We start from the raw sequence: 12,945 nt of genomic DNA on the forward strand, positions 1-12,945 counted from the left end.
GAGCGCCGGCGGAGTCGCTACGCTCACCCTGCCGAGCACGACGATCGCGCTCCCGGACAGAGACGACGCGTGCCCATGAGACGACGCCCGACCACGCCCCGGCTCGCAATCGCGAGCCTGCTCGCGCTGATTCTCACCGCGACGCTGCTCGACACCGCTGCCGTGGCCGCGGAAGCCACTTCCGACCCTGCGCCGTTGACCCTCACCGGGCTGCCGGACGTCGCGGCGGGGACGTCCGTCACGCCTCTCGGTGCGGCGTGGTCCACCCCCATGACACTGACGCTCACGGGGGACACGTCGCACGTCGCCAGCCTCGCGCTCAGCTCCGTGCAGGACGACTCGTCGGAGACCCCGAAGCGGTCGTCGGCGGTGGACGCCGTTCCCCCGTTCGAGCTGGACTGGACGCCGTCGCAGCACCACGACCCCGGCCGGATCGGCCTCGCGGTGGACGCCACCCTCGACGACGGGACCGTGGTGCGGGTCGCCGGCCGCACGCTGATCGGCGCGCCGCGACCGACGATCAGCGTGTGGAACGACTTCGCGTCGTCGGACCGATCCCACATGCTCGTCGGGGAGCAGTCCTTCGTCACCTGGAGCGCGGACCTGCCGCCCGACGCTCACTACCGTTCGGCCGTCGCCCGGCTCGATGGCGAGGTCGTCTACAGGTGGTACCCCTGGGGTGAGGCGTCGCCCCAGTCGTACGGGCCCTCGCGAGGCCAGTCCCCTACTCTCGAACAGGCGCGTTTCGCCCGGGGCAGGCACCAGTGGGACGTCACGGTGACGGACTGGGCGGGGTGGACGACGACGGGCTCGACCACGTTCGTCGTCGAGGATCCGCTCGCCTGGTCACCGCTGGTGATCACCACGCCGTCCGGCACGAGAGTCACACCGTCGTCGTGGGTGCTGTCAGGAACGCGACTCCGGGTACGGACGACCCTGTCGGCCTCACCGGCCTGGTCGGACCCGGCCATCGACACCTGGATGATGTGGAGCACCGAGGGGAACGGCGAGAACCACCTCTCCGGGGTCAACACGTCCGACGAGGCGCGCTACGCGTGCCTCGGTTCCGGCGGACGCACCCCATGTGCGTTCCCCCTCGCAGTGGACCGCTCGTGGGAAGCCGACTGGGCGTGGCAGAGCACCGGGACCGTGTACGCCACTGCCAACGGCTCCAACACCTCGCAGGCGGAGGCCACGGCGACCTATCGCCTCTACCCTGCCACGCAGATCGTCGCCGGTGCGGCGAGCGTGGACGTCGTGGACAAGGGCGGCTCTGCCACGCTGCGCGCTCGGCTGGTGCGACGCCAGCCTGGTACGGCGGACGGCAAGGGCCCGAGCTTCACCGGGGAGAAGCTGGTCCTCGAACGACACCAGGCGGGCACGTCGACGTGGACCAGGGTCGGCACCTATACCACCGGCGGGCGCGACCGGGTGGCCACGGCCACCGTCCGCCCCTCGGCCACGACCGTCTACCGGTGGCGGCATGCCGACCGGGTCGCGGTGGCGGGCCCTGCGGTCTCGCGCACGCGCACGGTCAAGGTGCGCCCGGCTGTCACGGTCAAGGTCGTGACGGCAGCACCGAGCGCGCGAAAGCCGGCGACGTTCCGCATGACGTCGTCGGTGCCGGCGAGGGGCGGCACGCTCAGCCTCCAGCGGAGGTCGGGCACGACGTGGAAGACGGTGGGCACCGCCAAGCAGGACTCCACGGGACGTGCGACCGTCAGTGTCAGGCTCCCGGCGGGGCCGGTCCTGCTGCGAGCCGTCGCCTCCGCGACGATCGTCTCCGTCCGCGCGGTCAGCCCGACCCGTACGGTCACGGTCGCTCGATGAACGTCCCCTGACGGAGGCGGTCAGGGGCGCGCGACCGGCCCGAACCCGGTCCAGCGCAGCTCGGACGGCAGGTGCCCCATGTCGTTGGAGAGGACCAGGGACGAGCCGCGGTCGTCGCGGTACTCGATCGTCGTGAGGGACGCGTTGCCGTACGGCAGCCCCAGCCAGCTCTCCGGCGGGGCGGCGAGCGCGTCGCGCACCAGCCACGCGACCTGGAACGCGTGCGTAACCAGCACCTCGTGCGTCTCGACGTCGGCGGGGCGCGCGAACCGGGCGGTGAGCGCGGCGGCCAGGCGGGCGCCGTCGGCGGCCTCGGCACGGTCCTCGTCGTCGAAGAAGCCCGCCCACGCGGGCGGTATCGGGTCGGGCAGGTATGGCACGTGGTCCACGAGCTCGGGCGCCGCGGCGACGGGGACGCCCGGGAGCTCCGCGCCCAGCACCTCGGCGGAGCGCACCGCGCGCGGCAGGGGCGAGTGCCAGACGGCGTCGACGGGCAGGGCGGCCAGACGGCGGCCGGCGAGCGCGACCTGCCGCTCCCCCTCGTCCGTCAGCTCGCCGAACCGGTCCGCCGCGCCGTGGCGCAGCACGTGCAGGTGTCGGGTCGGCATCCGCCGACCGTAGCGCCCGTGCCCGTGCCGAACAGGCAGTTGACACCGGTATGACGCCCGTCGAGCCGCCATCCCGGCGTCAACTGCCTGTTCGGCGCCCGGGGTCGACGGCATGATGGCGGGCATGACCTCTCCCATCCGCACCACCCGCTCGTCCGTCGCGATCACGAACGGCTACGTCGTCCCCGTGGACGGCCTGCCGATCGACGGCGGCACCGTCCTGATCACCGACGGCGTCATCGAGGCCGTGGGGGTGGACGTCGTCGTCCCCGACGGCGTCCGCACGCTCGACGCGGGCGGCCGGTGGGTGCTGCCCGGCTTCGTGGAGGCGCACGGGCACGTGGGCGTGCACGAGGAGGCGGAGGGCTGGGCCGGCGACGACACCAACGAGATGACGGCGCCGGACGGCGCGCACCTGCGCGCCCTGGACGCGATCAACATCGAGGAGGAGGGCTTCCGCGACGCCCTCGCCGGCGGCGTGACGTCGGTCGTCGTGAAGCCGGGCTCGGGCAACCCGATCGGCGGCCAGACGGTCGCGATCAAGACGTGGGGCGGCCGCACCGTCGACGAGCAGGTGATCAGCGAGTCCGTGTCGGTGAAGTCGGCCCTCGGCGAGAACCCCAAGCGCGTGTACGGCGACCAGAAGAAGGCGCCGTCGACCCGCCTGGGCGTGGCCGCCGTCATCCGGCAGGCGTTCCTCGACGCGCAGCACTACGTGGCGCAGCGCGACGCGGCGGAGGCCAAGGGCGAGCCGTTCGCCCGCGACCTCGGCAAGGAGACGCTGGGGCGGGTGCTCGCCGGCGAGCTCGCCTGGGACCAGCACACGCACCGCGCGGACGACATCGCCACCGCGCTGCGCCTGGCGGACGAGTTCGGCTACCGCCTCGTGGTCAACCACGGCACCGACGGCGCCGCCGTCGCCGACGTGCTCGCCGAGCGCGACGTGCCGGTGATCTTCGGGCCCATGCTCACGTCGCGCTCCAAGGTGGAGCTGCGCCACCGCGACATCGGCAACCTCGCCCGCCTCGCGGACGCCGGGGTGCGCGTCGCCATCACGACCGACCACCCGGTGGTGCCGATCAACTTCCTCGTGCACCAGGCGTCGTTCGCGGTGAAGGAGGGCCTGGACCCGCAGGTCGCGCTCGAGGCGCTCACGGTGAACCCGGCGTCGTTCCTCGGCCTCGACGACCGCGTCGGCGCGCTCACGCCCGGGCTCGACGGCGACGTCGTCGTCTGGTCCGGCGACCCGCTCGACGTCGGCTCGCGCGCGGAGCACGTCTTCGTCACCGGCACCGAGGTCTACACGTGGGATGCCGGCGCCGACGGCGGGCGCGGCGCAGGCCGCGTGCGCGAGCGGTCGGAGCGCTTCGCCCGCTGACCTTCGGGCCGCCCGCGCTCTCGCCGAACAGGCAGTTGACACCCTGATGGGGTCGAATCCGACCCCATCACGGTGTCAGGTGCCTGTTCGGCACAGAGCTGGGGTCAGTGGGTGAAGCCGGTGCGCTGACCCTCGGTGGGCATCGGGCCGGTGAGGGCGTCGAGGTAGGCGACCTCCTCCTCGAGGTCGGCGAGGAACGACGCCGCCAGGTCCCGGCTGAGGCCGCTGCGCACGACGACGCGCTGCACGGTGACGTCGGTGAGGTCGTCGGGCATGGGGTACGCCGGCACGAGCCAGCCGCGCGTGCGCAGCCGGTCGGACAGGTGGTACAGGTTCCAGTTCTCCGTGTGCCCCGCCTTCAGGCGCCACGCGAAGACGGGGATGTCGGAGCCGTCGTTCCACAGCTCGAACGCGGGCAGCCTCCCGACGCCGTCGGCGAGGTACCGCGCGACGTCCGACGACGCGTGCTGCACGGCCTCGTAACCGGACCTCCCGAGCCGCAGGAACATGTAGTACTGGAGCAGCACCTGCGCCCCGGGCCGGGAGAAGTTCAGCGCGAGGGTGGGCATGTCGCCGCCCAGGTAGCTCACCCGGAACACGAGGCTCTCGGGCAGGGCCTCCTCGTCGCGCCACACCACCCAGCCGAGCCCTGGGTACACGAGGCCGTACTTGTGCCCGGACGTGTTGATCGACGCGACCCGGTCCACCTGGAAGTCCCACACCAGGTCGGGCTGCACGAACGGCGCGACCATCGCCCCCGACGCGCCGTCCACGTGGATGGGCACGTCCAGCCCGGTGGCCGCCTGGATCCGGTCGAGCGCGGCGGCGATCTCGGTGACCGGCTCGTACATGCCCGTGTACGTGACGCCGAGGATGGCGACGACGCCGATGGTGTCCTCGTCGACGTACGTCGAAAGGTCGTACCCATCGAGCACGCGGTGCTCCTCGCTGATGGGCACGTAGCGCGGCTCGACCTCGAAGTAGTTGCAGAACTTCTCCCAGCACACCTGCACGGCGCTGGACATCACGAGGTTGGGGGTGCCGACGGGCTTGCCGGCGTCGCGCCGCGCCTGCTGCCAGCGCCGCTTGAGCGCGAGCCCGGCGAGCATGCACGCCTCCGAGGAGCCGATCGTCGAGGTGCCCATCGCGTGGCGTGGGTCGGGGGCGTGCCAGAGGTCCGCGAGCATCCGCCAGCAGCGGTCCTCGACCGCCGCCGTGGCCGGGTACTCGTCCTTGTCGATCATGTTCTTGTCGGCGGCCTCGAGGTAGAGGCGGCTGGCGTGGTCGTCCATCCACGTGCCGACGAAGGTGGCGAGGTTGAGCCGCGCGTTGCCGTCGAGCATGGCCTCGTCGTGGACGATCTGGAACGCCGTCTCCGGCAGCGACTCCCCCGCCGGCAGGCGGTCGCGCGGCACCGAGCGCGTCTCCCCGGGCCGAACGAAGACGGGGTTGAGCTCGACGTCCCCGCTGCGGGGGCGGCGGCGGCCGCTCCCTCGGGTCCTGCTGACCATGGCGGTTCCCCTCGTCGGTGGCGGGTGCGGCACGTTCGAGCGTAGGTCGGGCCCGGCGGGCTCACCCGGGCAGCCCGGGTGAAGTGAGTTAGGCGACACGTGTTGCCTAACTGAGCCTCTCCGGCGTAGCGTCGAGAACGTCGAGAACGTCGAACAGCGGAGGTGACGGGCATGGACAAGCGGGTCGAGCGCACCGCGGAGGCCCTGCGCGCCGCCGTCCTCGAGCTGGCCGCGGAGCAGGACGTCGCCGACCTCACCGCGTCGGCCGTCGCCGCCCGCGCCGGCATCAACCGGGCCACGTTCTACGACCACGCCGCCAATCCCGCGGACCTCCTGGCCCGCGTGCTCGGCGCCGAGCTCGACCGCATCCGCGCCGAGTTCGACGCCGACGTCCGGGAGGTCGCCGGCCACGCCACCCACGACGACGCCGAGCACGTCGTCGCCCGCTACACGGGCGCGCTGCAGGCCCACGTCGAGGCGCACCTGCCCGTCTACGAGCGGGCCCTCGAGGGCGGGCTCAGCGCACCGCTCGCGCGGCTGCTCGCCGACCACGTCGCCGGCACCCTCACCGACCACCTCCGCGCCCACCCCGGCCTCATGCCCCTCGACCCGGGCACCCCCGCCGACCAGGCCGACCGCTACGCCCGCGCGTTCGCGACGTACGTCGGGCTCGGCACCGTCGGTGCCCTCGAGGTCTGGCTCAGCGCTCCCCCGCCCCGCGACCCCGGGTTCTTCCCGCGCGTCGCCCACGACGCCCTGCCCGCCTGGTGGACCACGCCGTCCCCCTGACGTCCCCTCCGTCCCGGGACATTCGTGTCCCAGGCGGGCAGGTGCACCCACTCACCACAGCACGGCAGCAGAACCACGAAGGAGGCCGACATGGCCGTCAGCACAGGAAGCCGCGTCCACAACAAGGTCGCGATCATCACCGGGGGCACCGGCGGGATGGGCGTCACCCACGCCCGCGCGCTGGTCGCGGAGGGCGCCAAGGTCGTCGTCGCCGACCTCGACGACGCGAAGGGCGAGGCCCTCGCCGCCGAGCTCAACGGCGACCGCACGGACGTCGCCCGCTACGTCCACCTCGACGTCACCAGCGAGGACGACTGGGCGAAGGCCGTCGCGTTCACGCTGGAGGAGTTCGGCCGCGTCGACGTGCTCGTCAACAACGCAGGCATCGCGAACGGCGGCCCGATCACCGAGTTCGACACCGACGCCTGGCGCCGGATCATCGACATCAACCTCACCGGCGTGTTCCTGGGGATCCGCGCCGTCTCGCCGATCATGGCGAAGGCGGGCTCCGGGTCCATCATCAACATCTCGTCCGTGGAGGGCATGCGCGGCAGTGCCGGCCTGCACGGGTACGTGGCCTCCAAGTTCGGCGTCCGCGGGCTCACCAAGTCCGTCGCGCTGGACCTCGGCCCGTACGGCGTGCGCGTCAACTCCGTGCACCCCGGGTTCATCTCCACGCCCATGACGGCGTCCCTGAACCCCGACGACCTGCTCATCCCGCTGGGCCGCGCCGCCGACCCGGCGGAGGTGTCGCAGATGATCGTCTTCCTTGCCAGCGACGAGTCCAGTTACTCCACCGGCTCCGAGTTCGTCGTCGACGGCGGCCTCATCGCCGGCGTGCCCTCGAAGAAGGGCCACGGCCAGCTCTGACGGTCACATGCTGTCGGCGATGACGGGGCGCGTGTAGTACGGGAAGGTCTTCACCTTGCCGCTGTCCGGGATCCACACCAGGACGGTGGAGGCCTGCTGCTGGTAGAGCAGCGCCCCGGCGTCGCCGTTGACGGCGTCGAACGGCGGGTTCCAGTGCCAACCCGCGTCGTCGTGCTGGACCTTCTGCGTGTGCCGCTGGTCGATCACCGCGTAGGCGCCGCCGTCGGCCGGGACGACGTGCACGCTCTCGTCGTCGAACAGCTCGGAGTCGAGGGACCACGTCGACGGGGAGTCGTCGTCCGCCATGCCTTCCTCGATGCGGCCCACGTAGAGCTCGCGCAGGGCCTTGACGCCGGCGAGGTCGCCCAGCAGCTTCGACTTCTTGCCGGTGCTGACGTAGGCGTTCATGGCCTTGGCGACCTTCTGAGCCTTCGCGAGCTGGGCTTCCGTGGGGTCGGTGGCCGCCTCTGGGAAGTTCTCGACCTCCGACACCGGCACGGAGATGCCACTGCGCACCTTCCACGGCTGGTCCGCGGCCACCTTGACGACGAGGGAGGCGGTCGTGAACTTCGGTTCCTTCTCCTTCGCCGTGTCGTCCTTCGCGTCCTTCTTCTCGTCGGCCGAGCTGGTCGTCTCACCGTGGACGACGGCCCACATCGGGTAGGAGTCGAACGACGGCGACGAGACCCACTCGCCCGTCGTCGTCAGCCGCTCGACGTCGCCCTTCGCCTTCTTCGCGCCCTCCTCCTTGCTCGCGGCCTGGTTGTACCGGGTCCAGTAGAGGTCGCCCTCGAGCGCGACGCCCGTGTCCGCCGTCGACCAGCGCGACGAGTCGTACTTCGGTGCGGCGGCGGCCTTGATCGCCGCGTTGTTGCGCTTGTCGTAACCGGCCCACAGCGCGTCGACGTCGTCGGCCGTGAGGGCGACCTTCCGCTCCTGCCTGGCGGGCATCTCCGCGGGGAGCGTCGGCACGACGGCGCACGCGCCGAGCGGCAGCACCAGCGCCCCCGCACCGACGACGGCGGCGACTCGGCGGGTCGTGGTGCCCGTCGCGGCCCTCTCCCGCGGCTCCTCGGCGTCGTCGGAGGCCGGCTCCGCGTCCGTCGGGTCGACGACGTCGTCCGCCCCGCCGGACCCGCGGGGGCGACGGCGCCGGAGCAGGAACGACGCCGCGGCCAGGAGCGCACCCGCGCCGGCCACGAGGAGGAGGAACCGGAAGGCGCCCGGCACCGTGAACCCGATCGACGCGGTGACGGGTGCCCCGTCGGGCGAGTAGATCAGGAACTGCGGCGCCAGTCCGTCGACCGGGTACGAGAGCGCCTGCTCCCCGGCGCCGGACACGGAGTCGAACCAGTCGATGCCGCGCGGGTCCGGCATCGCGTCCTCGCCGGGGTCCACCGCCCCCGCCAGGGAGCCGATGTTCACCTGGAAGATCCGGAAGGCGTCATGGTCGGCGACGACGTCCGAGACGTCCACCGGGTGGCCGACGCCGACGAAGACCTCGCCCTTCCTGGCCTCGGCGGTCACCCGGACCGCGAGGTTCTCGACGTCCAGCAGCCCGCGCGCCGTGTACGCCGTGCCGGTGGAGAACGTCGTGTCGCCGGCGACGACGGTGTCGTCCGGCCCCACGACCCATGCCGCGGCCGCGCCGACCACGAGCACCAGGCCCCCGACGACGGCCAGCAGGACCCTTCCGACGACGCGCATGAACTCCCCCTCGACGATTGCCGACGAGGGTAGGCGGCCGTTCGAGGGGCGGACAGGATCGCCCGGATGCTGGGACTTGCGCGGGGCTACAGTCCCTCGAGGAACTCCTCCATGAGGGGCCCGGCGGTGTCCGACCCGCGGTGGCCGTCCTCGACGAAGACGGCCACCGCGAGGTCGTCCACGATCGCCAGCATCCACACGTGCTGCTTCGAGCCGTCGCCGTACTGCGCGGTGCCGGTCTTGGCGCCGACGATGCCGGGCACGTCCTGCAGCATGTCGGCGCTGCCCTCGGTGACGACGCCGTGCATCAGCCGGCGCAGCACCTTCGCCTCGTCCTCGCTGACGCCCGGGGTGGACGGCTTCGCCTCGTCCTTCTTCTCGTCGCCGCGCACCAGCACCGGCTCGACGCGCTGACCGGCGGCGACGCTCGCCGCGACCGTCGCCATGCCGAGCGGCGACGCCTGGATCTTGCCCTGGCCGATCATCGACGCCGCGTGCTCGGTCTCCCCGGCCTCGGCCGGCACCGCGCCGAGGAACGCGCCGATGCCCATCGACTCCGCCGCGACCTTCTCGTCGACCAGGCCCAGGTCGGACGCCGCGGTCGCGAGGTCCGACTGCGCGACCTTGTCGCGCTGGCCGATCATCGCGGTGTTGCACGAGTGCGCGAAGGCGGTGCTCAGCGGCACGTTCCCGGTGGCCGACGACGGGTAGCCGGGCACGTTGCCGAAGGAGCGCCCGTCCACCGTGATCGAGGTGGGGCAGGAGACCTTCGTGTCCGGGGTGATCCCCGCGCGCCCGAAGGCGAGCGCGTCGACCACCTTGAACGTGGATCCCGGCGGGTACTGGCCGAGCGTCGCGGTGGACCAACCCTCGCTGCCCGGCCCGCTCGCCGCGGCGAGCACCGCGCCGTCGGACGGCCGGATGGCGACGATGGCGCTGGCCGGGTCGACGTCGTCGAGGACGTCCTCCGCGTGCTCCTGCATGTCCTGGTCGAGCGTGGTCTTCACCGCCGTGCCGTCCACCGCGTCCACGCGGTACAGCTCGCGCTTGGCGTCCTTGTCCTCGGTGGGCTCGCCGTCGAGGCCGACGTCGCCGTCCGCGCCGCCGGCGGGCACGACGCTCACGACGACGCCGGGGTGCCCCGTGAGCTGGTCGTCGTAGGCCGCCTGCATGCCCGAGAGGCCCACCACGTCGCCGGCCTGGATCGCGCCCTTCGACTTCTCGACCACCTCCTGGGTGGCCTCGCCCACCCGGCCCAGGATCGGCTTGGCGAAGGTGCTGGTGGGGCCCAGCTCCTGCTCGTCCTCGATCGCCCGCACGCCGATGATGTCCAGCGCGTCGTCGACCGTGAAGTCCACGCCCGAGTCCTTCTTGCGGATGGTGATCGCCTCGACGAACGCCTTGTCGCCCGCGGCCTCGACCTTGGCGAAGAACTCGTTCGGCTCGAGCCCCACGAGCTGGGCGAGGTCGCGCGCCGCCGACTCCTGACCGAGCCCCTCGACCGCCGTCTTGTCGACCCCGAGGTGCCAGACCCCGCGGGACGTCACCATCGGCTCGTCGTCGCCGTCCAGGAGGTCGCCGCGGTCGGCGTCGAGCGTGGTGACCTTGAGGCGCTCGCCGGGGGCGAGGTCCGGCACCAGCACGTCCGGGCTCCAGGTGGTGCGCCAGGCCCCCTCGCCCTTGCCGCCCTCCGGCGCCGCGTACACGAGGTGGGCCGTGGTCGAGTACGCCCAGGAGAGGTCGCGGCCCAGCGGCCACGCCCAGTCAAGGGTCACGTCCGCCGTCGTCGCGCCGTCCTTCGTGACCACCTTGCCGACGTCCGCGACCTTCACGGTGTGCTCCCGCTCGCCTGCCGAGTCGACCAGCGGCTCCAGCACCTGCGTGAGCTGGGCCTGGGGGTTCACCGACCCGGGCACCTTCAGCGGCACGTCGGCGACGTCGCCGGCGAGCAGCGCGGTCGCGAGCGCCTGTGCCGCGTCGTCGACCGGGGGGACGTCGGGGCCGGAGCAAGCCACCAGGGGCACGGCCACCACAGGGGCCAGGACGGCTGCGAGGGCGAGGCGGTAGCGGCGCACCTTGGCGAGGTTATCGGCTTCCTGGCAGTCTTGACGGCATGTCCCCCCGTGTCCTGGTAACGGTGCTGCATAGATTCTGTGCGGCCTCCGTCGCCGGGGCCGTGGCGGCCCTCGGGGTCGTCGTGCCGGCGGCCGTCGCGGGCGCCGCGATCCCCGTCCCCCGGCCCGACGACGCGATGGTGCTGACCCGCGCGTGGACCCCCGTGGACGACCCCGCCGACCCGCTGGTGCTGGTGAACAAGTCCCGCCCGATCAGCCCGCGCGGCTGGGCCCCCGACGACCTCGTGAAGCCCGACGTCCCCGCCCTCGGCGGCCACGACCGGATGCGACCGCGGGCGGCGCGCGCCCTGGAGCGCCTGGCCGCCGCGGCGGACGACGCCACGGGCCGGACGCTGGTGCTGGCGTCGGCGTTCCGGTCGATGCCGGACCAGCGGCGCCTGTACGCGCGGTACGTCGCCGGGCACGGCAGCGACGACGCGGACACCTTCTCCGCGCGGCCCGGGTTCTCGGAGCACCAGACGGGGCTGGCCGTCGACGTCGCGCAGCAGGGCACGTCGTACCTGCGCTTCGGTCGCACGGAGACCGGCCGCTGGGTGGCGAGGAACGCGTGGCGGTACGGGTTCGTCGTGCGGTACCCGAAGGGCGCGGCCGACGTCACGGGCTACTCGGCCGAACCGTGGCACCTGCGGTACGTGGGGCCCGCCCTCACGACCCGCATGCACCTGGCCGGCATCACCACCCTCGAGGAGGCGTTCGGCGTCGCGTCGGCGCCCGACTACGGACGCTAGGCGAGGGCGCGGCCGAGCCTCTGCACCGCCTCGGTGAGCACCGCCGACGACGTGGCGAGGTTGATCCGCAGCCACCCCGCGCCGCCCGCGCCGAACCGCACGCCGTCGTCGAGGGCGACGCGGCCGCGCTCCAGCACGAGGCCGGCCGCGCCCGCCGCGGGGACGTCGTCGGGCAGGGCCTCACGGACGTCGAGCCACGCCAGGTAGGTCGCGTCCGCGGGCTGGAGGCGCACGGCGGGGGCGTGCTCGGCGAGCAGCTCGCCCACGAGGGCACGGTTGCGGTGCACGCCGGCGAGGAGCGCGTCGAGCCACGGCCCGCCGTCGCGGTAGGCCGCGGCGTGGGCCAGCACGGCGAGGTGGTTGACGGCGTGCCCGGCCTCCTCGGGGATGCGCCGCAGGTCCGCGGCGGCGTCGGGCCCGGCGAGCAGGGTGGCCGCGCGCAGCCCGGCGAGGTTGAACGCCTTCGACGCCGACTGCACGACGATCGCCCGATCCGAGCCCGCCACGGACAGCAGCGGCACGAACGGCGCGGCGCCGGCCGCGACCCGGTCGAACGTGAACGGCGCGTGGATCTCGTCGGCCAGGACCCGCACGCCGTACCGGTCCGCCAGCGCGAGGACCGCCTCGAGCTCGGCACGCGCGTGCGCCGTGCCGGTGGGGTTGTGCGGGTTGCACAGGAGCAGGACGGCGCGCCGCCCCGACCCCGGCCCGGTGCCGTGGGCGGCCGCGCCCGTAGCGCGCGCGAACGCGTCCTCCAGCGTGCCGAGGTCGAGGCGCAGGTCCGCAGTGAGCGGCGCCTCCAGCACCTGGCGGCCCTCGTTCCCCGGGAAGCCGTAGAACGGCGGGTACACCGGCGGCGTGACGACGACGGCGTCCCCGGGCGACGTGAGCACGCGCAGCGCCTCGACGACGGCCACCATGACGTCCGGCATCGTGCGGCTGGACGCGACGTCGGGCGCCCACCCCCACCGCTCCTGCGCGAACGGCGCGAGCGCCTCCGCGTACGTCGTGCCGATGTCGTACCCCGTGTCGCCGACGTCCAGCGCCGCGCGCACCGCGTCCGCGACGCACGGGGCGACGGGCGTGTCCATCTCCGCGACGAACAGCGGCAGCACGTCCGGCGGGTACACCCGCCACTTCACCGACGTGCGGCGGCGCAGGTCGTCCAGGGTGAGCTGCTCCAACGGGTTGTCGACGGCGGTCGTCGTGGTCTCGTGCGTCACGGCTCCCGGTCTACCAGAGCGGACGAGCCCCGACGTAGCGGGTTCCCCCCCCTCCCGGCGGGGAGAAAGAGGGAACGCTCCCCCCCCGACTTCCACCCGTCCACGCCCCGCCCTTCGTTGTCCTCCACCCTCCCAAAAGGGACCCCCTCCTCCCCACACGAGATTG

At 73.1% G+C, this 12,945-nt stretch carries 10 protein-coding genes; 5 read left to right on the forward strand and 5 right to left on the reverse strand.

Going from position 1 to position 12,945, the window contains the following annotated elements:
- Window positions 1-75: 75 nt before the first annotated feature.
- Window positions 76-1,830 (forward strand): hypothetical protein, encoded by a 1,755-nt coding sequence (locus ACWF41_RS02105; protein ID WP_380323309.1) that lies wholly within the window; start codon window positions 76-78, stop codon window positions 1,828-1,830.
- 20 nt (window positions 1,831-1,850) lie between these two features.
- Here ACWF41_RS02105 and ACWF41_RS02110 read toward each other — a convergent pair whose 3' ends face one another.
- Window positions 1,851-2,438: a histidine phosphatase family protein gene (locus tag ACWF41_RS02110; RefSeq protein WP_380323306.1), complete on the reverse strand. Its 588-nt coding sequence runs from the start codon at window positions 2,436-2,438 to the stop codon at window positions 1,851-1,853.
- 124 nt (window positions 2,439-2,562) lie between these two features.
- On the opposite strand from ACWF41_RS02110, the gene ACWF41_RS02115 reads away from it, so the two are divergent.
- Entirely contained in the window at window positions 2,563-3,816 is a 1,254-nt protein-coding gene (locus tag ACWF41_RS02115) for an amidohydrolase (RefSeq protein ID WP_380323303.1), read from the forward strand.
- Window positions 3,817-3,920: 104 nt separating this feature from the next.
- On the opposite strand, the gene ACWF41_RS02120 is transcribed toward ACWF41_RS02115, so the two are convergent.
- Complete coding sequence (locus ACWF41_RS02120) at window positions 3,921-5,327, reverse strand: glutamate decarboxylase (RefSeq protein WP_380323300.1); 1,407 nt, start codon at window positions 5,325-5,327, stop codon at window positions 3,921-3,923.
- Window positions 5,328-5,498: 171 nt separating this feature from the next.
- On the opposite strand from ACWF41_RS02120, the gene ACWF41_RS02125 reads away from it, so the two are divergent.
- Both ACWF41_RS02125 and ACWF41_RS02130 read left to right on the forward strand, forming a co-directional pair.
- Window positions 5,499-6,116: a TetR/AcrR family transcriptional regulator gene (locus ACWF41_RS02125; protein ID WP_380323297.1), complete on the forward strand. Its 618-nt coding sequence runs from the start codon at window positions 5,499-5,501 to the stop codon at window positions 6,114-6,116.
- A 90-nt stretch (window positions 6,117-6,206) separates the two neighbouring features.
- Complete coding sequence (locus ACWF41_RS02130; RefSeq protein ID WP_380323295.1) at window positions 6,207-6,986, forward strand: glucose 1-dehydrogenase; 780 nt, start codon at window positions 6,207-6,209, stop codon at window positions 6,984-6,986.
- 3 nt (window positions 6,987-6,989) lie between these two features.
- Here ACWF41_RS02130 and ACWF41_RS02135 read toward each other — a convergent pair whose 3' ends face one another.
- Together ACWF41_RS02135 and ACWF41_RS02140 are read right to left on the reverse strand one after the other, a co-directional pair.
- Complete coding sequence (locus tag ACWF41_RS02135) at window positions 6,990-8,693, reverse strand: hypothetical protein (RefSeq protein WP_380323292.1); 1,704 nt, start codon at window positions 8,691-8,693, stop codon at window positions 6,990-6,992.
- An 86-nt stretch (window positions 8,694-8,779) separates the two neighbouring features.
- Window positions 8,780-10,768, reverse strand: a complete 1,989-nt coding sequence (locus tag ACWF41_RS02140; RefSeq protein ID WP_380323289.1) for a penicillin-binding transpeptidase domain-containing protein — start codon at window positions 10,766-10,768, stop codon at window positions 8,780-8,782.
- A 38-nt stretch (window positions 10,769-10,806) separates the two neighbouring features.
- Between ACWF41_RS02140 and ACWF41_RS02145 the strand changes: the two genes are divergently transcribed.
- Window positions 10,807-11,556 (forward strand): M15 family metallopeptidase, encoded by a 750-nt coding sequence (locus ACWF41_RS02145; RefSeq protein ID WP_380323286.1) that lies wholly within the window; start codon window positions 10,807-10,809, stop codon window positions 11,554-11,556.
- Here ACWF41_RS02145 and ACWF41_RS02150 read toward each other — a convergent pair.
- Window positions 11,553-12,779 (reverse strand): MalY/PatB family protein, encoded by a 1,227-nt coding sequence (locus ACWF41_RS02150; RefSeq protein WP_380323283.1) that lies wholly within the window; start codon window positions 12,777-12,779, stop codon window positions 11,553-11,555. The genes ACWF41_RS02145 and ACWF41_RS02150 overlap by 4 nt on opposite strands.
- Window positions 12,780-12,945 lie beyond the last annotated feature (166 nt).

It is taken from the genome of Isoptericola sp. NPDC055063, assembly GCF_053608125.1.

Bases quoted from the DNA above. Each gene is read 5' to 3' on its own strand.
- ACWF41_RS02125 (WP_380323297.1), top strand. From the start codon at position 5,499: ATGGACAAGCGGGTCGAGCGCACCGCGGAGGCCCTGCGCGCCGCCGTC.
- ACWF41_RS02135 (WP_380323292.1), bottom strand. From the start codon at position 8,693: ATGCGCGTCGTCGGAAGGGTCCTGCTGGCCGTCGTCGGGGGCCTGGTG.
- ACWF41_RS02120 (WP_380323300.1), bottom strand. From the start codon at position 5,327: ATGGTCAGCAGGACCCGAGGGAGCGGCCGCCGCCGCCCCCGCAGCGGG.
- ACWF41_RS02105 (WP_380323309.1), top strand. From the start codon at position 76: ATGAGACGACGCCCGACCACGCCCCGGCTCGCAATCGCGAGCCTGCTC.
- ACWF41_RS02130 (WP_380323295.1), top strand. From the start codon at position 6,207: ATGGCCGTCAGCACAGGAAGCCGCGTCCACAACAAGGTCGCGATCATC.
- ACWF41_RS02110 (WP_380323306.1), bottom strand. From the start codon at position 2,438: ATGCCGACCCGACACCTGCACGTGCTGCGCCACGGCGCGGCGGACCGG.
- ACWF41_RS02115 (WP_380323303.1), top strand. From the start codon at position 2,563: ATGACCTCTCCCATCCGCACCACCCGCTCGTCCGTCGCGATCACGAAC.
- ACWF41_RS02145 (WP_380323286.1), top strand. From the start codon at position 10,807: ATGTCCCCCCGTGTCCTGGTAACGGTGCTGCATAGATTCTGTGCGGCC.